This is a genomic window from Methylobacterium sp. Leaf361, assembly GCF_001424445.1.
Taxonomy (GTDB): Bacteria; Pseudomonadota; Alphaproteobacteria; order Rhizobiales; family Beijerinckiaceae; genus Methylobacterium.
The window spans coordinates 450,790-470,234 of the sequence record NZ_LMPY01000001.1 but is presented as its reverse complement, the minus strand read 5'-3'; the positions used below and the strand labels follow the sequence as shown (position 1 = coordinate 470,234).

Below are 19,445 nucleotides of genomic sequence, written 5' to 3'. Positions count from 1 at the left end.
GACGGCGCGCGCGCGTTGCCCTGTGACCACACGGGCATAGGCAAGGCGCGCCCCGCGCTCCTATATGTCCCGAGTTCACGCGCGGGACGACGATCGCGATGCAGCCGGTCACAATCTACACCACGGCCTGGTGTCCCTACTGCTCGGCGGCCAAAAGCCTGCTGAAGGAGAAGGGCGCCGCCTTCCAGGAGATCGACGTCGAGCGCGTGCAGGGCGCCCGGTCCACCATGGTCGAGCGCGCCGGCGGCCGCACCAGCGTTCCCCAGATCTTCGTCGGCGCCACGCATGTCGGCGGCTGCGACGACCTGTACGCCCTCGATCGCGCCGGCAAGCTCGACCCGCTGCTCAAGGACACGGCCGATGCCTGAGCCCCGCTTCACGGCTGCCTGCGTGCAGATGCGGTCGGGGCGCGACCCTGCCGCCAATCGCGACGCGGCCGTGGTGGGCGTGCGCGAGGCGTCGGCGCGGGGCGCGGCCTACGTGCAGACTCCCGAGATGACGTCCCTGGTGGAGCGGAGCCGCGAGCGTCTGTTCGCCCACGTCACCACCGAGGAGCAGGACCCGACCCTGGCGGCGCTCCGCGAGGCCGCACGTCAGACCGGAACGGTCGTCCAGATCGGCTCGATCGCGGTCAGGGCCGGCGACAAGATCGCCAACCGCGCCTACCTGATCGGCACCGACGGGGAGATCCTGGCCGCCTACGACAAGCTGCATCTCTTCGACGTCGACCTGCCGAGCGGCGAGCGCTGGCGGGAATCTGCGACCTATTCTGGTGGCGCCTGCGCGGTGCTGGCCGAGACGCCGTGGGCCACGCTCGGCCTGACGATCTGCTACGACATCCGCTTCCCCGCGCTGTACCGCGCCCTCGCCGAGGCGGGCGCGGACGTGCTGACGGCCCCCGCCTGCTTCACCCGGCAGACCGGCGAGGCCCACTGGCACGTCCTGCAACGGGCCCGGGCCATCGAGACCGGCGCCTTCGTGATCTCGGCGGCGCAGGGCGGTCGGCACGAGGACGGGCGCGAGACTTACGGCCACTCGCTGATCGTCGATCCCTGGGGCCGGGTCCTGGCCGATGCCGGAGGGGACGAGCCGGGGATCATCCTGGCGGAGATCGACCTCGCGCAGGTCGCGGAGGCCCGGGCCCGCATCCCCTCGCTGCAGCACGGCCGGCCCTTCACCGTCGAGTGCGTCGGTCCGCGGACTCGGGCCGCGCAGTAGTCACCACAGCAAGCAACAGAATGATCCGGTACAGTCTGGTCTGCGATGCCGGGCACGGCTTCGAGAGCTGGTTCCCGTCCTCCGATTCCTACGACACGCAGGTCACGCGCGGCCTCGTGACGTGCCCGGTCTGCGACAGCGCCAAGGTGAGCAAGGCCCTGATGGTGCCGAGCGTCGCCCGCACGGATCGGGAGCGCGCGCCGCCGCCGATCCCGAAGGCGGAGGCGCCGGTGACCATGATCGCCGAGCCGGAACGTCAGGTGCGGGCGATGCTGCGCGCGCTCCGGGAGCACGTCGTGGCGAATGCCGAGCATGTCGGGGCGCGCTTCCCCGAGGAGGCGCGCAAGATCCACTACGGCGAGGCGGAAGGGCGTTCGATCTACGGTGAGGCGAGCCCCGCGGAGGCGCGAGCCCTGATCGACGAGGGCATCGAGGTGGCGGCGATTCCGGTCCTGCCCGACGACCGGAACTGATCGGCCTCGCCGGTCCGCGCGCGTCAGGGACGCAGCGCGGCGGTCCCCGCGAAGGAGGCCAGCACGGCCGAGATCGCGGAACTCCAGCCGGCGAGCGACACGCCCAGCACTCGGAGCGCGGCCACCGAGCAGTCGACCACCTTCGTGGTCTGCAGGCTGTTGAGGAAGTCGACGACCTGGCCCGGATTGGCGCCGGTGCCGCCGCCGCAATCGGCGGGTCCCGGCCAGAAGCCCCATTCCGCGCCGGCGTGGTAGACCCCGATTCCGGCCCCGTAGAGCAGGCCGAGGGCTGCGAGCCCGAGGGCGATCCGCGCCAAGCGCTCCGGCAGGAACAGGGCCAGCAGACCCAGCGGCACGGCGGCGTAGTAGGGCAGCCGCTCGGTCAGGCAGAGCTTGCACGGCGCGTAGCCGTATCCGTACTGGAGGACGAGCGCGGCCCCGACGGTGAGGGCGGAGGCGATCGCGAGCCAGAGGCCAGCGGTCTTGAGGCGCAGGGCAGCCGCCGTGTTCATCGCTACAGGATCACCTTGAAGAGCAGGAAGCCGAGGACGATGACGGCGACGGAGATCGCCGCGACCGCGTTCAGGTGCCGGTCGAGCACGCCGCGGATCTGGACACCGTAGCGGCCGAGCAGTCCGGCGAGAATGAAGAAGCGGGCGCCGCGGGTCACGATCGACAGGATCGTGAACCAGAACAGGCTGTAATGCGCGAAACCCGACGTGATCGTCACGAGCTTGTAGGGGATCGGCGTGAGCCCCTTCAGCAGGATCACCCAGTGGCCGTAGCGCGCGTAGGAGTCCTGGAAGGTGGCGGCCGAGTTCTGCAAGCCGTAGAGGCGGATGAGCCACTCACCGACGGAGTCGAACAGCAGGGCTCCGATGGCGTAGCCGACCAGACCGCCGAGGACCGAGGCGACCGTCGTGATCGTGGCGTAGAACCAGACCCGATCCGGCCGGGCGACCGCCATTGGGACGAGCATCACGTCCGGTGGAACCGGAAAGAAGGAGCTTTCGGCGAAGGCCACGGCACCGAGCGCGTAGGGCGCGGACGGCCGGTCACTGAGGGCCAGGATCCACGCGTAGAGCCGGCGGAGCATTCAAGGTCCCGGATTATGAGATCGGCCGCCCTTTGAGCATAGGCGCCCCGCCTTGGCCAGATCGCCGACCGACGCAAAACAACACTTGGCCGGAGCCGCCGACCTATGCGAAGAGCGCTGGCACGCGGGTATGGCGGAATTGGTAGACGCGGGCGACTCAAAATCGCCAGCCGCAAGGCGTGGGGGTTCGATTCCCTCTACCCGCACCACGGCGCCACCGATCGCCGCGGGACTTCGCCGGACAGCCGGACCGTATCCGCGTCGCGTACACCGATTCCGTCCATGACAAGCGCGATTCCGTCGCTCTGACGCCGCGTGGCTCGGCCCCTATCTTCGCCCTCACGCGGCGGCGGGGCCGGTCGTTCAGACGGGGCAGGGGCGTGAACGAGCACGGAATTGTCGCGGTCCTCGGAGCCGGCATGGCAGGCGCGGCCGCCGCGCGCCGGCTGGCCGAGGCGGGCTTCCGCGTCCGGGTCTTCGACAAGGGGCGCGGGGTCGGGGGACGCATGGCGACCCGGCGGGTCGGTGAGATGCAGTTCGACCACGGCGCGCAATTCATGCGTGCGCGCGGGCCCGCCTTCGCGGCCGAGCTCGGCCGGTGGACGCGGCTGGGCATCGTCGCGCCCTGGGCCGGCTCCGATCGCCATGTCGGCGTGCCGGGCATGACGGAGCCCGTCCGCGCCCTGCTCTCGGACCTTCCGGTATCGAGCGCGACGACCGTCGTGCGGCTTCGACGGCAGGGAGCGCGCTGGCACCTCGAGGACGCGGCCGGCACCGTGCACGGCCCGTTCGACGCCGTCGCGATCACCTTCCCGGCCCCTCAGGTCACGACGCTGCTCGAGGCATCGGGCGTCGCGTTGCCCGGTGTCCGGCGCGCCACCTATGCGCCGTGCTGGTCGCTCATGGTGGCGACGGAGACGCGACCGCGGGATGTCCTCGTCCAGCCTCGGACCGATCCGATCGGCCTGATCGCACACGATTCCGCGAAGCCCGGGAGGCCTGCCGGCTCGCGGCTCACGGTGCACGCGACGCCCGCCTGGTCCCGCGGACATCTCGAGGCCCCGCGCGAGGCGGTCATCGCCGCGCTTCTCGGAGCGGCCGAGGACGTCCTCGGCGCCACGCTCCGGCCGTCCCACGCGGAGGCACATCGCTGGCGCTACGCCCAGGTCGAGACCGCCCTGGAGCAACCCTGCCTGTACGATCCGGACCTGCGTCTCGGGGCAGGCGGGGATTGGTGCCTCGGCGCCCGGATCGAGGCGGCCTACGACAGCGGTCAGGCACTGGCCCGGTGCCTCCTGGCCGATCTGGGCCGGCCCGCGTGATCCCGCCGATTGCCTTCCATCCGGCCTACGAGGCGCCGCTCCCGTCAGGCCACCGGTTCCCGATGCGCAAGTACGGCCTGCTCGCCGAGACCTTATTCGCCAAGGGTCTGGCGCCCCTGGGCTTCGTCACGCCGGAGCCCGCCAGTGCCGAGATCCTGCTACGCGCCCACGATCCGGCCTACGTGGACGCGGTGCTCGCCTGCGATGTCGGCCGGGACATCGAGCGGGCGATCGGCTTGCCGGTCGACGCCGCCCTTGTCCGCCGCTCCCGCGCCTCGGTGGGCGGCACCCTCTTGGCCGGGCGCCTCGCCCTCGCGGAAGGCCTCGCGGGCAGCGCCGCCGGCGGCAGCCACCACGCGCGGCGCCGGCAGGGCGCCGGTTTCTGCGTGCTGAACGATGTCGCGGTGGCGGCCCGCACCCTCCAGGCCGAAGGTCTGGTCCGGCGCGTCCTCGTGGTCGACCTCGACGTACATCAGGGCGACGGGACCGCGGACTGCCTCGCCCTCAGTCCCGACCTGTTCACGCTCTCGATCCATTGCGAGAACAACTACCCGGCCCAGAAGATCGCCGGCGACCTCGACATCGGTCTGCCAGACCGTCTCGATGATGCCGGTTATCTCGATGTCCTGCGCGCCCGCCTGCCGACGCTCCTCGACGCGTTCGCGCCGGATCTCGTCTTCTATAACGCGGGCGTCGATCCCCATCGGGACGACCGTCTCGGCCGTCTCTGCCTCACCGATGACGGACTGCTCGCCCGCGATCGCTACGTCGTGGCGCAGGCCCGCGCCCGTGGGATCGCGCTCGCCGCGGTGATCGGCGGCGGGTACACGCACGATGTAGAGGCCCTGGCGCGCCGTCACGCCCTGGTCTTCGACGCGCTGGCCGCCGAGGCGGCCGCGGGATCGACGCTCGCGTGAGATGCTGCGCGGGAAATCTGCGCGAGTTCTCGGGGTGAGACCGGATTGCATCACGTGACGGTCGATATGCAGTCCTCGGGTTCACGGGAAAGGTTTTGGGAAGGGCTCCGGTCGAGGGTGCGGGGCAGGCGGATTGATGAGGCGGATCCGCTGCTCGCACTCGATGACGCCGTTGGGGATCGACCATGCTCGCGCGGGTCTGGGACGTGGTGAAGGCGACGCTGGCGGTGTCGGCCCTGATCGCCGCCGCCCTCGTCTCGGCGGACAAGCTCGATCGCCAGAGATCACAACCGGTCGCCGGCGCGGCTCTGGTCGAGCCTGCGACGACCGGTGCGATCGCACCGGCGATACGTCCGTGACGTCAGCGGCCTTTCACTCCGCGGCCGCGAACCTGCGTCAGATTGAAACAAGCACGACGGGATATCTTTTCCGGCCTCGGCGTTCTCGCCGGACGCCGAGGCTTGGCCGCTCGCGGCCCCGATCCGCTCAGGAGACATCCTTGATGAAGTCCGCCACTTTCGCCCTCCTCGCGGTTCTCGTCGGCACGGCGCCCGCGCTCGCGGAGACCGGCGCGGACCGGGCAGCCTGCACGCCGGACGTGATGCGCCTGTGCGCTGCCCAGATCCCGAACGCGGGGGCAATCACACTCTGCCTCCGCGAGAAGCGGGTGTCGCTGAGCGGCGCGTGCCGGACGGTGGTCGACCGATCCGACCGGCCGGCCCGCGAGATCGCGAACCGCCGATAGCGCGACACCCCGCCAGCCTGCGACCCGCGGCCGGGCCTCGCCGGTGAAGTGGCCGACCGCGACGACGCGGCGGCGATCGCGCTGTGAACCGGTCGCAAAGGCGCGGTCAGGCCGCCTGCGGAGGCGCGCATCGAGCGAAGGTCAGGGGGCGCGGCCGACACGCTCTGCCGTGTCTGCTCGGCCCGACCGGACGGCCCGCCGTCGGTTTCTTCAGGCGGAGCGCTCGAACGCCGCCACGTAGGCCGCGGCGTCGCGGGCGACGTCGGCCGCCGCCTTCCCGGGCCGGTAAAGATTGGACCCGAGGCCGAAGCCGTCGGCGCCCGCCTGCCGCCAGCCCGCGATGGTCTCGGGCAAGACTCCGCCGACGGCCAGAACCCGCGTGTCCGGCGGCAGAACCGCGCGATGCGCCCGGAGCGCCAGGGGCGTCGCGACATCCGCAGGGAACAGCTTCAGCGCGGTTGCTCCCGCCGCCAGGCACACGAAAGCCTCCGTGGGCGTCTGATAGCCCGGAAGGGAGACAAGGCCCGCCGCGACGGTGGCGCCGATGACGGCCGGATCGGCGTTTGGCGATACCACGAGGGTTCCGCCGGCGCTGGCGACCTCGCCGACCTGAGTCGGCGTCAGGACCGTGCCGGCCCCGACCAGCGCCCGCCCGGCGAGGCGCTCGGCGAGCGTCGCGATGCTCCGGAGCGGGTCCGGCGAGTTGAGGGGCACCTCGACGAGGGTGAACCCGGCTCCGACCAGCGCCTCCCCCACGGCGGGTGCCTCGTCCGGCGTGAGCCCCCGCAGGATGGCGACGAGGGGGCAGGCCGCGAAGGCCGCCTCGAACCGGTCGAGGATGGTCATGCCCGCAGACTCCAGATGGCGTGGATACCGGCCGTGGTTGAACCGTCCGGCACGATCACCGGATCCCCGCCCGCTTCGGTGATGGCGGCGGCGTAGAGTGCTCCGAGGCGGCCGCCGCCGAGGAGATGGACCGGGCGCCGCCGGAGGTCGTCCCGGGTGCCGATATCGGCGCCGATCAGAATGCCGCTGGCATGGGCCGCCGCGTCCTCGGGGGCGAGCCGGTCGAGCAGGAGACCGGAGCGAACCTCGAACAGGGTGGCGGCGAGATTGCGGGACGCGAGGCCGCGCCGGACACCCGCGCGGAAGGGGGCCCCATCCCCGACCGTGCCGTCGAGCGTCCCGGCCAGGATCCCGTGTGCCCGCAGGAGGGCGAAGAATTCTCCGGTCATCACGGTGGTGAAATCCGTGATGGCCCCGTCGACGGTCTCGATCCACTTGTTGTGCGTGCCGGGCTGGCAGAACAGGGCCGTCGCCGGCACCGCGCCCGCTCCGATCGCCCCGAAGACCTGGATCTCCTCGCCCCGCATCACGTCGGGGCGACCACCGCCCCGCAGAGCGACGCCGGGGACGATCCGGATACCCGGGGCGGGCTCGAGGCAGGCTTCGGCCAGGGCGGTGAGGGTGGCCGGCGCGGCCACGTAGGGCGCCGCCTGCCAGCCCCGGTTGGAGCCGATCATGCCGACGGCGATGATGGGGTGGGCGCCCAGTCGCGCGCGCAGGGCCGCGATCTCCGCCGGATAGGCGTCGGGCTTCAGGGCGAGGACGCCACGCTCGTCGTCCAAGCTGTCGAGAATGACGCCCGCTTCCGAGACGGCGAAGGCCCGCCGGTTCGTCGTGCCCCAGTCGACGGCGATGTAGGCCGGGCGATCGCCCATGCCGAAACCTCTCAGAAGAGCCACGCGAAGAATTGTCTGAGTTAAGTGCGGCGCTCGGCGCGGTCAAGTTCTGTCCGGCGGCCGTCGTGACAGGGAGGGCGACTGATATCACTCCCGGGGGATTGTCGCGCCGCCACGAGCGTTTGCGATGGACTGCGCGGCTGCGGATCGGCGATATGGCGACAAGAAATCGAACCCGGGAGGGACACGCTTGGCACGGGATGTAATCCTGGCGACCGATGGCCTGACGATGGAATTCCGCGGATTCCGGGCCGTCAACGGCGTGGCGTTGCAGGTCGAGCGCGGCACCATCCACGCCCTCATTGGGCCGAACGGAGCCGGCAAGACCACCTGCTTCAACCTCCTGACGAAGTTCCTGATCCCGACCGCGGGGACGATCCGCTACAAGGACCGCGACATCACCGGCTTGAAGGCGGCGGACGTCGCCCGCCTCGGGCTCGTGCGCTCGTTCCAGATCTCGGCCGTGTTCCCGCACCTCACGGTGATGGAGAATGTCCGCATCGCCCTCCAGCGGCGGCGGCGCGGCGATTCCTTCGACTTCTGGCGGGCCGAGCGGGTCCTGCGCGCGCTGAACGGCGAGGCGCTCGCCCTCGTCGAGGCGGTGGGCCTCTCCGACTTCGCCGACGTGCTCGCGGTCGAGCTGTCCTACGGGCGCAAGCGCGCGCTCGAGATCGCCACGACCCTCGCCCTCGATCCGGAGATGCTGCTCCTCGACGAGCCGATGGCCGGCATGGGCCACGAGGATGTCGAGCGCACGGCGCAACTCATCCGCCGGGTCTCGAAGGACCGCACCATCCTGATGGTGGAGCACAACCTCTCCGTGGTCGCCTCCCTGTCGGACCGGATCACCGTGCTGGCCCGCGGGCAGGTGCTGGCCGAGGGCGACTACGCCACGGTCTCGAAGGATCCGCGCGTGGTAGAAGCGTATATCGGGGCGGGACATGCCTGAGGCGGCTCTGAAGACACCTCCGGCGGCCGCGACCGACGCGCTGCTGACCGTCCGCGGCCTCGAGGGCTGGTACGGCGAGAGCCACGTCCTCCACGGCATCGACATCGACGTGCGCGCGGGCGAGGTGATCACGCTGCTCGGCCGCAACGGCGCGGGCAAGACCACGACCCTCCGGGCGATCATCGGGATCCTCGGCAAGCGGTCGGGCTCGATCGTCTACGACGGCGTCGAGACGGTCCGGATGGCCTCGCGCAACATCGCCCGGCTCGGGATCGGCTACGTGCCGGAGGAGCGCGGCATCTTCGCGAGCCTGACGGTCCACGAGAACCTGATGCTGCCGCCGCGGGTGAAGCCCGGCGGCATGTCGGTGGCTGACATCCACACGCTGTTCCCGAACCTCAAGGAACGCGCCGGCAGCCAGGGCACCAAGCTCTCGGGCGGCGAGCAGCAGATGCTGGCGATCGGGCGCATCCTGCGCACCGGCGCCAAGCTGATCCTGCTCGACGAGCCCACGGAAGGTCTCGCGCCGGTCATCGTCCAGCAGATCGGCCGGACGATACAGCAATTGAAGACTCAGGGCTACACTATCGTCCTGGTGGAGCAGAATTTCCGCTTCGCCCAGACTTTGGCGGACCGGCACTTCGTGATCGAGCAGGGGCGGGTGGTCGACATGATCCCCAATGCCGAGCTTGACGCCAATATCGACAAGCTGCACGCCTATCTCGGCGTCTGAATCTCGCACGCGAAAACCGTAGAAGCGCCAGAAAACGGCGACCCGATACTCGGCCGGCGGAGATCCGCCGCGCCGCTGGAGGATGGAAACGAAAATGCTCGGACGCATCGCCCGGCCCGTGACCCTCGCCGCCCTCGCCGGCGCCCTGATGATGGGCACCGCAGCCGCGCAGACGAACGTGAAGATCGGCATCCTGGGCGACCGCTCGGGCGCCTACTCGGACATCAGTGGCGAGGGCTCGGTCGTGGCCGCGAAGCTCGCGGTCGAGGATTTCAAGCCCGAGCAGCACGGGCTGAAGGTCGAGATCGTCTCGGCCGACCACCAGAACAAGCCGGATGTCGGCGCGGCCATCGCCCGGCAATGGTACGACCGCGACGCCGTCGACATGATCACGGACGGCGTGACGTCCTCGGTGGCGCTGGCGATCAGCCAGGTCACCAAGGAGAAGAACAAGGTCTTCATCGATACCGGCGCCGGCACCGCCGACCTCACCGGCCCGCAATGCACGCCGAATACCATCCACTGGGTCTACGACACGGTGGCGCTTGCCAACGGCACCGGCGGCGCGATGGTCAAGCGCGGCGGCAACACGTGGTTCTTCCTCACCGCCGACTACGTCTTCGGCCAGACCCTCCAGCGCGACACCAGCACGGTCATCACCAAGAACGGCGGCAAGGTCGTCGGCTCGGTGAAGACGCCGTTCCCGACCTCGGACTTCTCGTCCTTCCTGCTGCAGGCACAGGGCTCGGGCGCCAAGGTGATCGGGCTGGCCAATGCCGGCACCGACACGATCAACGCGATCAAGCAGGCGGGCGAATTCGGCATCACCGAGGGCGGCCAGGCGCTCGCCGGCCTCCTGGTCTTCTCCTCGGACGTGCACTCGCTGGGCACCAAGGTGGCGCAGGGGCTGGTGCTCACCGAGCCGTTCTACTGGGACCTGAACGACCAGACCCGCGCCTTCTCGGACCGGTTCGCCAAGCAGATGAAGAACGGCTCGAAGCCGACCGCGAACCATGCGGGCGTCTACTCGGACGTGCTCCACTACCTGAAGGCTGTGGCCGAGACGAAGTCGACCGCCGACGGCGCCGCCACGGTCGCCAAGATGAAGGCGATGCCGACGGACGACCCGCTGTTCGGCAAAGGCGTGATCCGCGCGGACGGCCGCAAGATCCACGACATGTACCTGTTCGAGGTCAAGAAGCCCGCCGAATCGAAGGGCGAGTGGGATCTCTACAAGAAGCTCGAGACCATCCCGGGCGACCAGGTCTTCCGGCCGCTCAACGAGGGCAACTGCCCCCTGGTGAAGGGCTGACGGTGGGTTCGGGGCGCGGAGACCGGCCATGACCACGATCTTCGGTGTGCCGACGCAGGCCCTGTTCGGTCAGCTTCTGCTCGGCCTGATCAACGGCTCGTTCTACGCGATCCTGTCGCTCGGGCTCGCGATCATCTTCGGGCTCCTGAACATCATCAACTTCGCCCACGGCGCGCTCTACATGATGGGCGCGTTCGTGGCCTGGATGCTGCTCACCTACGTCGGTCTCGGCTACTGGTGGGCGCTGGGGCTCGCACCGCTCGTGGTGGGCGCCTTCGGCATCGTTCTGGAGCGGGTGCTCATCGCCCGGCTCTACAAGCTCGACCACCTCTACGGCCTGCTGCTGACCTTCGGTCTCGCGCTGATCATCCAGGGCCTGTTCCGCAACCAGTACGGCGTGTCGGGTCTGCCCTACGCGATCCCGGCCGAGCTGTCCGGCGGCCAGCGCCTGCCCTTCATGTTCCTGCCGAACTACCGCGCCTGGGTGGTGGTCGCCTCGCTGACCGTCTGCATCGCGACGTGGCTCGTGATCGAGAAGACCAAGCTCGGCGCCTATCTGCGCGCCGCAACCGAGAACCCGACCCTGGTCCAGGCGTTCGGGGTCAACGTGCCGCTGTTCCTGACGCTGACCTACGGGTTCGGCGTCGCGCTCGCGGGTTTCGCCGGGGTGCTCGCTGCGCCGATCTACTCGGTCAATCCCAACATGGGCGCCGACATCATCATCGTGGTCTTCGCTGTGGTGGTGATCGGCGGCATGGGCTCGATCATCGGCTCGGTGATCACGGGCTTCGCCCTGGGCCTCGTCGAGGGATTGACCAAGGTGTTCTATCCGGAGGCGTCCGCCACCGTGATCTTCGTGATCATGGTGCTGGTGCTGCTCGTCAAACCCGCCGGCCTGTTCGGGCGCACGGCCTGATCGCGATCTGAGGCACCCCCATGGCCGACACCGCCGCCCTCGACGCCGCCCCGATCGCCGCCGCCGTGCCGACGAGTCGGGACGACAAGGCGCTCCACCGCCTCATCTTCGTGGGCATAGCGGTGCTGCTCGTCGTGGCACCGCTCGTCCTGTACCCCGTCTACCTGATGAAGGTGCTGTGCTTCGCGCTGTTCGCGCTCGCCTTCAACCTCCTGCTCGGCTACGGCGGCCTGCTCTCCTTCGGCCACGCCGCCTATTTCGGCATGGCGAGCTACCTCTGCGCGTACACGGCCAAGAGCCTGGGCTTCACGCCCGAGCTCGCGATCCTCGCCGGCACGGTCACGGCCGCCCTGCTGGGTCTGGTCTTCGGCGCCCTGGCGATCCGCCGGCAGGGCATCTACTTCTCGATGATCACCCTGGCGCTCGCCCAGATGGTGTTCTTCTTCTCCCTGCAGGCGAAGTTCACCGGCGGCGAGGACGGCATCCAGGCGGTGCCCCGCGGGAACCTGTTCGGCGCGATCAGCCTCGCCGACGACCGGGTCATGTACGCGGTGGTGGCCGTGGTCTTCATGGCCGGGATGCTGCTGATCTACCGGATCATCCACTCGCCCTTCGGGCAGGTGCTGAAGGCGATCCGCGACAACGAGCCGAGGGCGATCTCGCTCGGCTACCGCGCCAGCCAGTACAAGCTCGCGGTGTTCGTGCTTTCGGCGACGCTCGCCGGGCTCGCGGGCTCCACCAAGGCGATCGTGTTCCAGCTCGCCTCGCTCACCGACGTGCACTGGTCGATGTCCGGCGAAGTGGTGCTGATGACGCTCGTCGGCGGCATGGGGACGGTGTTCGGGCCGATCGTCGGCGCGCTGGTGATCGTCACGATGGAGACCTACCTGGCGCAGTTCGGTGCCTGGGTGACGATCATCCAGGGCTGCGTCTTCGTGCTCTGCGTGCTGCTGTTCCGCGAGGGCATCGTCGGCCTGATCGCCCGGCTGATCCGACGGCCGCTCTAGGACGCGGGATCAGGGGGGGGTGGCGGTTGCATCGCGGCAACGCCCCCGTCGCGACCTGCAATGGCGGATCGGGGCTGCGAGTTGTGGTGAGCTTTCGTTAACCAAGACTGCCCACGCTGACGGCTCCACGCTGTCAGGGCCACCATGACCCAGGACCGAACGCTCAGCATCGACGACCCGGCCCTCGACTGCCCGGTCGCACCGGACGTGGTCGGCCGCCTGATCAAGGCCGACCCGGACGGGGCCGCGCTTCTGCTCGACGGGATCCCGGAGGCGACGCGCGCCCGGCTCGCCGTCTGGCTCTACGGCCGCAGTCACACCCACGCGATCGGCGTCCGCGTCGCGGCGACCTGCGAGGGCCCGACCCTCCGGCGGACCGCGGGCCTCGTCGGGAACGTCCTCTACGACCTGTCCCGCCGTCCCGTGGCGGCGGCGAGCCACGGACCGCGCGGGGGCGCCGGCCGCATCTCCCTGGGCGGGTCGAAGCGCCGCGCCTGACGGGTCGGCACGACCGGCCGATTGGATCGCCGCCGCGCAGGGACTATCCTGCGCGCCGATGTCCTCCCTGTCCGCGCCGTCCGTCCGCCGCCTCGACCCCGTCCTCGTCGATCGCATCGCCGCGGGCGAGGTGGTCGAGCGCCCGGCCTCGGCCGTGAAGGAGCTGGTCGAGAACGCGATCGATGCCGGGGCCCGAGCGATCGAGGTCACCGTCGAGGCCGGGGGGCGCCGACTGATCCGGGTCGTCGACGACGGCCGCGGCATGACGCCGGACGATCTCGACCTCGCGGTCGAGCGGCACGCCACCTCCAAGCTCCCGGGCGGCGATCTCACGGCAATCGACACCCTGGGATTCCGCGGCGAGGCCCTGCCGTCGATCGGCGCGGTGTCGCGGCTCGCCATCGTCACCCGCACGCCGGAGGCCGAGGCGGGGGCGAGCCTCACCGTCGACGCGGGGATGAAGGGGCAGGTCCGTCCGGCCCCGGCCCAGCGCGGCACCCGGATCGAGGTGACCGAGCTCTTCGCCGCCACGCCGGCGCGGCTCAAGTTCCTGAAGTCGGACCGGGCCGAGAACGCCGCGATCGCCGAGACGCTGCGCCGCCTCGCCGCGACGCAGCCCGGGATCCGCTTCACCCTGAGAGCCGATGCCGGGCAGCCCCTGGTCCTGCCGGCCGAGACCGGGGCCGAGGCGGAGCTGCGCCGGCTCGCGGCGGTGCTGGGGCAGGACTTCCTCGCCAACGCCCTGCCGGTCTCCCTGGCCCGGGAGGGCTTCGCGGTGGCCGGTCATGTCGGCCTGCCGACCTACCATCGCGGTGCGGCGACCCATATCCACCTCGCGGTCAACGGCCGCCCCGTGCGCGACCGGCTCCTGCTCGGGGCGATCCGCGGCGCCTACGCCGACACGCTGGCCTCCGACCGGCACCCGGTGCTCGGCCTCGCCGTCGCGTGCGACCCCGGCCTCGTCGACGTCAACGTTCACCCGGCCAAGACCGAGGTGCGCTTCCGCGAGCCGGGCCTCGTGCGGGCGCTGATCGTGAGCGCGATCCACGACGCCCTGCGCCGCGGCGGCGCCCGCTCGGCCACCACCGGCGCCGCGCGGACCCTCGACGCCCTGCGCCCGGCCGGGGCGCCGCTCGCCACCCACAGCGGCGCCACCGCGCCGAGCCTGTTCCGGCCGACGCGGCCGGGCCCCTTCCCGAGCGGTGCACCCTCGGTGGCAGCGCCGCCCGGCTACCGTTCCTCGGCGACGTGGAGGCCGGCACCGCAGCCGGCGCGGGTCGAGCCGACCGGCTTCGGCGAGGCCGCTCAGGCCGTCTGGGCCGGGCCCGAGCCCGAAGCCGTGGCGGCCCCGCCCCAGGCCGACACCCGCGTTGCCGCCGACGCCGTGGAGGCGCTCGATCATCCGCTGGGGGCCGCCCGCGCGCAGATCCACGAGACCTACATCCTCGCCCAGACCCGCGACGGCCTCGTGATCGTCGACCAGCACGCCGCCCACGAGCGCCTCGTCTACGAGCGGATGAAGGCCGAGCGGGAGGCAGGCGGCATCGCCCGCCAGGGACTCCTGATTCCTGACGTCGTCGAGATGAGCCCCGAGGAGGCCGACCGGCTGGTCGCGGCCGCCCCGGACCTCGACCGGCTGGGACTGTCCATCGAGGCGTTCGGGCCGGGGGCGGTGCTCGTGCGCGAGGTGCCGGCCGCGCTGATCGGCGCCTCGACGCGCAAGCTCGTCACCGACATCCTCGACGCCCTGGAGGCCAGCGGCGACGAGGAGGGCGGGGCTCCGGCCGCGGAGGGCGGCCCGCTGGGGCGCCGTCTCGACGCCGTCCTGTCGCGCATGAGCTGTCACGGCTCGATCCGCGCCGGGCGGCGGCTGAGGGCGGAGGAGATGAACGCCCTCCTGCGCGAGATGGAGGCGACGCCGAATTCCGGACAGTGCAACCACGGACGCCCGACCTCGATCGAGCTGAAGCTCGCCGACATCGAGCGGCTGTTCGGCCGCCGATGAGGCGCCGCGCCGTCGATCCGGCTGGCGGCACGCGCGGGGCCGGTCCACAACGGCGTGTGACGCCGCGGCTCGAAAACCGGGGCGCCAGCCGTCCCGAACCGACAGTGCGCATGGGAGGCGCGGAGCCATGACCGATCTCGACAACTTCGGCGCGCGCCGCGCCGCCGCGCGGCCGACGTGCCCGGCACCCGCCGCCGCGTCGGTACGCTGAGATGGCGGGCCCGTTCGACCTCGCCGGCCGCCACGTCCTGGTGACCGGGGCCTCCAGCGGTCTCGGCCGCCATTTCGCCGGGACCCTGGCCCACACCGGCGCGCGCCTGTCGCTCGGCGCCCGCCGGGCCGACGCCCTCGCCGAGACCGTCGATCGCGTCGCGGCGGCGGGCGGTGAGGCCCACGCCGTCGTCATGGACGTCACCGACGCCGCGAGCGTTGAGCGGGCGCTCGACGCCGCCGAAGAGCGCTTCGGACCGGTGGCGGTGCTGGTGAACAATGCCGGCGTGACGGCGACGAAGCCGGCCCTCGACCTCGCGGAATCCGACTGGGACGCGGTGCTCGACACGAATCTCAAAGGCGTCTGGCAGGTCGCCCAGGCCACCGGCCGGCGCATGGTCCGGCACGGGGCGGGCGGCAGCATCGTCAACATCGCGTCGATCCTCGGGCTGCGGGTCACCGGCGGGCTCGCGCCCTACGCCACCTCGAAGGCGGCGGTCGTCCAGCTCACCAAGAGCCTCGCGCTCGAGTGGGCCCGCTACGGGATCCGGGTGAACGCCCTCGCGCCGGGCTACATCAAGACCGAGCTCAACGACGCCTTCTTCGAGTCCGATGCCGGCCGGGCGCTGATCAGGCGCATTCCGCAGCGCCGGCTGGGCGAGGCCGCCGAACTCGACGGGCCGCTCCTGCTCCTGGCCTCGGAGGCCGGCGCCTACATGACCGGCAGCGTCCTGGCGGTCGACGGCGGCCACCTCGTCTCCGGCCTGTAGTGGTCGCCCGAAACGGCTCCCGTCACGGGACCGGCGCGGGTCAGAGGGTCCGCGCCTGCTCGCGCAGGACGAATTTCTGAATCTTGCCGGTCGAGGTCTTCGGCAGCGGCCCGAACACCACCGTCCTCGGCACCTTGAACCGCGCCATGTGCTCGCGACAGAACGCGATCAACTCCTGGTCGCTCGGCACCGCCGCGCCGGGCTTCACCTCCAGGAACGCGCAGGGGCTCTCGCCCCAGGTCGGATCTGGCCGCGCCACGACGGCCGCCAGCATCACGGCGGGATGGCGCATCAGCACCTCCTCCACCTCCAGGCTGGAGATGTTCTCGCCGCCCGAGATGATGATGTCCTTCGCCCGGTCCTTGATCTCCACCGACCCGTCGGGATGCCAGACCGCGAGGTCGCCGGTCCGGTACCAGCCGCCGGCGAGGGCCTCCTCGGTCGCGCCCGGGTTGCCGAGGTAGCCCTTCATCACCGTGTTGCCACGCAGGCGGATCTCGCCGACCGTCGTGCCGTCCCGCGGCACCGGCGCGTCGCTCGCGACGTCGGCGACGCTCACCGCCTCGAGCGTGGCCAGCGGCACGCCCTGGCGGGCCATGCGGGCGTGTCGCTCGGTGTCGGGGAGATCGGTCCAGTCCGGCTGCGCCAGACAGACCGTCGCGGGGCCGTAGCTCTCGGTGGCGCCGTAGAGGTGCGTCACCTGGAAGCCGAGCTCCTCCATGGTGCGGATGATCGTCGAGGACGGCGCCGCGCCGCCGACCGCGCAGCGCACGCGCTGGGGGAACGGCACACGGTCCTGCGCCGGCGCGTGCGCGATCATCGAGAGGACGATCGGGGCGCCGCACAGATGCGTCACCCCGTGCTCGGCGATCAGCCTGAAGATCGCCGCCGGCTCGACCTTGCGCAGGCAGACCTGCGTGGCGCAGGCGGCGACGCTCGCCCATGGGTAGGACCAGCCGCTGCAATGGAACATCGGCAGCGTCCAGAGATACACGCTCTCGCCGGTCAGGCCGAACGTGACGGCGTTGCCGAGCGCCTGGAGATAGCCGCCGCGATGGCTGTAGACGGCGCCTTTGGGATCGCCGGTCGTCCCCGACGTGTAGAGCAGGCAGAGCGACTGCCACTCGTCCTCCGGGCCGTGCCAGGCGTAGTCGGGATCGCCCTCGGCCAGCAGATCCTCGTAGGGCAGGGCGCCGTCGATCCCGCTCGCGCCGATCGCCACGACGAGGACCGGCTCGGCGAGTTCCGCGAGCGCCCGCGCCGCCAGCGCGGCGTACTCGGCCTCGACGAGGAGCGCGCGGGCGCCCCCGTGCCGCAGCGAGAACGCGATCGTCGCCGCGTCGAGGCGCGTGTTGAGCGGGTTGAGCACCGCGCCGAGCATGGGCACGGCGAAATGCGCCTCGATCATCTCCGGAACGTTCGGCGCCAGGATCGCCACGGTGTCGAGCGGCCCGATCCCCCGGGACGCGAGGCCCGCGGCGAGGCGCCTGCAGCGCGCGTAGAGGTCCGCGTAGGTGAGGCGGCGGTGGCCGTCGATCACGGCGATCCGCCCGCCCGCCGCGGCAGCGGCCCGCGCCAGCAGGCTGACGGGGGTCAGCGGGACGTAGTTGGCCGGCCGGCGCGCGAGCCCGGCCTCGAACGGATGAGAGCCCGTCTCGCGGACCTCGGTCTGGGTCGGACGGGTGTCCGTCATCGTGCAGCCTTCTGATCGGGCGGCGGGCGTGGCGTGCGCTCCGCGCGACGAAGATTTCGCCGCCGTCGTGCCTGTCAATCGCGGCCACCGTGACAATGTGGGCCGCGCGCGGATTCTGTTACAGGGCCCTGTTGACGCGAGATCGCCCCTGGCGGATGCCCGTATTCCAGCGACGCGCCGTCGGGACCGCGTGCGACCGGCCCATCTGCGGGAGACGATTGTGGGGAACGACAACCTGCCGGCGATCTCCGGGGAGACCGGCCGCGCCGCGGTGGAGGGCGGCGTCGCCCGGGCGCGCGAGGCGTACGAGCGCTTCGCCGAGGCGGGCGAGATGGCGCTGAACGCCTTCGAGGCCTCGATGGCGCAGAGCTTCGAGGGCTGGCGCGCGGTGATGGGCTCCAGCCGCGAGACCGCCCACCAGCTCACCGACAGCAACGTGGCCGGCGCCCGCCGGGTGCGCGAGCAGTGGGACGCCGCCGGCGCCCGGCTCTACAACGCGTTCGAGGACAACGCCGTCCACGCCATGGCGGCGATGCGCGAGATCGGCCACCGGATGCTCGTGGCCTCCGACACCAATGTCCGCGCGAGCCTCGACTTCGCGGACCGCGTCGCCAAGGCGGCAGATGCCCGCGAGGTCGCGGCGCTGAACATCGCGTTCCTGCAGGAGCAGGCGCGCCGGCTGACCGACCAGATGGTCGACCTCCACCAGACGACCGGCCGTCTCGCCCGCGAGGCCGCCGCGCGTACGGAGACCCCGTGACGGCCGGCACCGCGGCGCCCGCTCCCGGACCTGAGGCGACGCCGCGGCTCGACGACCTGAGCCGCGCCGACGTGCCGTTCCGGACCGGCCATTTCCAGGCCTACGCGCCCCACGACTTCCACCGCATCGCCTACGTGGAATGGGGTGACCCGGACAGCCCGCACGTCGTCGTCTGCGTCCACGGTCTCAGCCGCCAGGGCCGCGATTTCGACGCCCTCGGCTATCGCCTCGCGAAGCTCGGGTACCGGGTGATATGCCCGGACCTGCCCGGGCGCGGCCTCAGCGGATGGCTGAAGGACCCGGAACTCTACGGCCTGCCGCAATACGCCGCCGACATGGCCGCGCTCATCGCCCATCTCCGGGTCCCCGGGAAGATCGACTGGGTGGGCACGTCCCTCGGCGGCCTGACCGGCATGGTCCTGGCCGCGGCCGCCCGCACCCCGATCCGCCGGATGGTGATCAACGATATCGGCCCGTTCCTGCCCTGGGCGCCCATCCGCGAGATCGGGTCGCGCCTGCGGGACGCGCCCCGGCTGCACCATAACCTCGCCTCGGGCGAATCGCGTCTGCGAACGGTGCTGGGCGCGTTCGGGCCGCTCACCGACGAGCAGTGGCGCCACATCGCCAAGCACAGCTTCTTCCAGGAGCCCAACGGCGGCTGGCGGCCCCACTACGATCCCGGCATCGGAGACGCCTTCCGACCGGGCCGCGTCTACAGCGTGAGCATGTGGCGCGACTGGGACGCGATCACCTGTCCGGTCCTGCTGCTCCGCGGCGAGCACTCGGAACTCCTTCTCGCCTCGACGGCCGACGAGATGACGCGCCGGGGACCGCCGACGCGCCGCGTCGAGATTCCCGATTGCGGCCACGCGCCCGCGTTGCTCGACGACGACCAGTTGCGAATCGTCCTCGATTGGCTCGGCCCGGCGGCGTGATTCCGTCGCCGGCGCGCGCCATCGAGCGCTGAGTCGACCGTTTGCTGTCGTACGGATTTCGCTGGGATCGGCCCGGCGGGCCCAACGCGGCGCAGGCAACCCGATATCGCCCGGCAGTGTTCGAGAGTGAATTTTTAGCTGATT

At 71.2% G+C, this 19,445-nt stretch carries 22 protein-coding genes and 1 tRNA gene; 18 read left to right on the top strand and 5 right to left on the bottom strand.

Going from position 1 to position 19,445, the window contains the following annotated elements; genetic code table 11:
• The first annotated feature begins 98 nt into the window (after positions 1-98).
• From grxC to ASG32_RS02220, 3 genes are read left to right on the top strand one after another with little or no spacing between them, the layout of a single operon-like run.
• The gene (grxC, locus tag ASG32_RS02230) at positions 99-368 is read left to right on the top strand and encodes a glutaredoxin 3 (protein ID WP_056522015.1); all 270 of its coding nucleotides are present in this window, start codon (positions 99-101) and stop codon (positions 366-368) included.
• Positions 361-1,218 carry a carbon-nitrogen hydrolase family protein gene (locus ASG32_RS02225; RefSeq protein WP_056522012.1) on the top strand — a complete coding sequence of 286 codons (858 nt, stop codon included), beginning with the start codon at positions 361-363 and terminating at the stop codon, positions 1,216-1,218. Before grxC ends, ASG32_RS02225 begins: the two co-directional genes overlap by 8 nt.
• A gap of 20 nt (positions 1,219-1,238) precedes the next feature.
• Positions 1,239-1,691 carry a DUF1178 family protein gene (locus tag ASG32_RS02220; protein WP_056522009.1) on the top strand — a complete coding sequence of 151 codons (453 nt, stop codon included), beginning with the start codon at positions 1,239-1,241 and terminating at the stop codon, positions 1,689-1,691.
• A 23-nt stretch (positions 1,692-1,714) separates the two neighbouring features.
• On the opposite strand, the gene ASG32_RS02215 is transcribed toward ASG32_RS02220, so the two are convergent.
• Together ASG32_RS02215 and ASG32_RS02210 are read right to left on the bottom strand one after the other, a co-directional pair.
• A complete protein-coding gene (locus ASG32_RS02215; RefSeq protein ID WP_056522006.1) occupies positions 1,715-2,203 on the bottom strand; it encodes a disulfide bond formation protein B in 489 nt (162 codons plus the stop codon).
• Between the two features lie 2 nt (positions 2,204-2,205).
• Positions 2,206-2,787 carry a YqaA family protein gene (locus ASG32_RS02210; RefSeq protein ID WP_056522002.1) on the bottom strand — a complete coding sequence of 194 codons (582 nt, stop codon included), beginning with the start codon at positions 2,785-2,787 and terminating at the stop codon, positions 2,206-2,208.
• A 124-nt stretch (positions 2,788-2,911) separates the two neighbouring features.
• Here ASG32_RS02210 and ASG32_RS02205 point away from each other — a divergent pair.
• The 5 genes from ASG32_RS02205 to ASG32_RS02190 all read left to right on the top strand — a co-directional run bounded on the left by ASG32_RS02205 (position 2,912) and on the right by ASG32_RS02190 (position 5,771).
• A tRNA-Leu gene (locus ASG32_RS02205) sits at positions 2,912-2,996 on the top strand.
• Positions 2,997-3,167: 171 nt separating this feature from the next.
• Positions 3,168-4,109: an NAD(P)-binding protein gene (locus ASG32_RS02200; protein WP_280141544.1), complete on the top strand. Its 942-nt coding sequence runs from the start codon at positions 3,168-3,170 to the stop codon at positions 4,107-4,109.
• The gene (locus tag ASG32_RS02195) at positions 4,109-5,026 is read left to right on the top strand and encodes a histone deacetylase (RefSeq protein ID WP_056522285.1); all 918 of its coding nucleotides are present in this window, start codon (positions 4,109-4,111) and stop codon (positions 5,024-5,026) included. The genes ASG32_RS02200 and ASG32_RS02195 overlap by 1 nt, the downstream gene beginning before the upstream one ends.
• Positions 5,027-5,211: 185 nt before the next feature.
• Positions 5,212-5,385 carry a hypothetical protein gene (locus tag ASG32_RS34320; RefSeq protein WP_165923050.1) on the top strand — a complete coding sequence of 58 codons (174 nt, stop codon included), beginning with the start codon at positions 5,212-5,214 and terminating at the stop codon, positions 5,383-5,385.
• A 143-nt stretch (positions 5,386-5,528) separates the two neighbouring features.
• A complete protein-coding gene (locus ASG32_RS02190; protein ID WP_020091430.1) occupies positions 5,529-5,771 on the top strand; it encodes a hypothetical protein in 243 nt (80 codons plus the stop codon).
• Positions 5,772-5,981: 210 nt separating this feature from the next.
• On the opposite strand, the gene ASG32_RS02185 is transcribed toward ASG32_RS02190, so the two are convergent.
• Both ASG32_RS02185 and ASG32_RS02180 read right to left on the bottom strand, forming a co-directional pair.
• Entirely contained in the window at positions 5,982-6,617 is a 636-nt protein-coding gene (locus ASG32_RS02185; protein ID WP_056521995.1) for a 2-dehydro-3-deoxy-6-phosphogalactonate aldolase, read from the bottom strand.
• The gene (locus tag ASG32_RS02180; RefSeq protein ID WP_056521991.1) at positions 6,614-7,492 is read right to left on the bottom strand and encodes a 2-dehydro-3-deoxygalactonokinase; all 879 of its coding nucleotides are present in this window, start codon (positions 7,490-7,492) and stop codon (positions 6,614-6,616) included. Before ASG32_RS02180 ends, ASG32_RS02185 begins: the two co-directional genes overlap by 4 nt.
• Before the next feature lie 211 nt (positions 7,493-7,703).
• On the opposite strand from ASG32_RS02180, the gene ASG32_RS02175 reads away from it, so the two are divergent.
• The 8 genes from ASG32_RS02175 (at position 7,704) to ASG32_RS02140 (ending at position 15,913) form a co-directional block, all read left to right on the top strand.
• Positions 7,704-8,462 carry an ABC transporter ATP-binding protein gene (locus ASG32_RS02175; RefSeq protein WP_056521988.1) on the top strand — a complete coding sequence of 253 codons (759 nt, stop codon included), beginning with the start codon at positions 7,704-7,706 and terminating at the stop codon, positions 8,460-8,462.
• Positions 8,455-9,195, top strand: coding sequence for an ABC transporter ATP-binding protein (locus ASG32_RS02170; RefSeq protein ID WP_042674624.1), 741 nt, complete (start codon positions 8,455-8,457; stop codon positions 9,193-9,195). The genes ASG32_RS02175 and ASG32_RS02170 overlap by 8 nt, the downstream gene beginning before the upstream one ends.
• Positions 9,196-9,289: 94 nt before the next feature.
• Positions 9,290-10,507 (top strand): ABC transporter substrate-binding protein, encoded by a 1,218-nt coding sequence (locus ASG32_RS02165; protein WP_020091435.1) that lies wholly within the window; start codon positions 9,290-9,292, stop codon positions 10,505-10,507.
• Positions 10,508-10,535: 28 nt separating this feature from the next.
• Complete coding sequence (locus ASG32_RS02160; RefSeq protein ID WP_043380394.1) at positions 10,536-11,423, top strand: branched-chain amino acid ABC transporter permease; 888 nt, start codon at positions 10,536-10,538, stop codon at positions 11,421-11,423.
• 20 nt (positions 11,424-11,443) lie between these two features.
• Positions 11,444-12,430, top strand: a complete 987-nt coding sequence (locus ASG32_RS02155) for a branched-chain amino acid ABC transporter permease (protein WP_020091437.1) — start codon at positions 11,444-11,446, stop codon at positions 12,428-12,430.
• 144 nt (positions 12,431-12,574) lie between these two features.
• The gene (locus ASG32_RS02150) at positions 12,575-12,928 is read left to right on the top strand and encodes a hypothetical protein (RefSeq protein ID WP_020091438.1); all 354 of its coding nucleotides are present in this window, start codon (positions 12,575-12,577) and stop codon (positions 12,926-12,928) included.
• A gap of 58 nt (positions 12,929-12,986) precedes the next feature.
• Positions 12,987-14,933 carry a DNA mismatch repair endonuclease MutL gene (mutL, locus tag ASG32_RS02145; protein WP_056521985.1) on the top strand — a complete coding sequence of 649 codons (1,947 nt, stop codon included), beginning with the start codon at positions 12,987-12,989 and terminating at the stop codon, positions 14,931-14,933.
• Positions 14,934-15,145: 212 nt separating this feature from the next.
• On the top strand, positions 15,146-15,913 hold the full coding sequence (locus ASG32_RS02140; RefSeq protein WP_056521982.1) for a glucose 1-dehydrogenase: 768 nt from the start codon (positions 15,146-15,148) through the stop codon (positions 15,911-15,913).
• 40 nt (positions 15,914-15,953) lie between these two features.
• Here the strand turns inward: ASG32_RS02140 and ASG32_RS02135 are convergent, their stop codons facing one another.
• Positions 15,954-17,606 carry an AMP-binding protein gene (locus tag ASG32_RS02135; RefSeq protein WP_056521979.1) on the bottom strand — a complete coding sequence of 551 codons (1,653 nt, stop codon included), beginning with the start codon at positions 17,604-17,606 and terminating at the stop codon, positions 15,954-15,956.
• Between the two features lie 220 nt (positions 17,607-17,826).
• On the opposite strand from ASG32_RS02135, the gene ASG32_RS02130 reads away from it, so the two are divergent.
• Entirely contained in the window at positions 17,827-18,366 is a 540-nt protein-coding gene (locus ASG32_RS02130; RefSeq protein ID WP_056521976.1) for a phasin family protein, read from the top strand.
• The gene (locus ASG32_RS02125) at positions 18,363-19,301 is read left to right on the top strand and encodes an alpha/beta hydrolase (RefSeq protein WP_056521972.1); all 939 of its coding nucleotides are present in this window, start codon (positions 18,363-18,365) and stop codon (positions 19,299-19,301) included. The genes ASG32_RS02130 and ASG32_RS02125 overlap by 4 nt, the downstream gene beginning before the upstream one ends.
• The last annotated feature ends 144 nt before the right edge of the window (positions 19,302-19,445 follow it).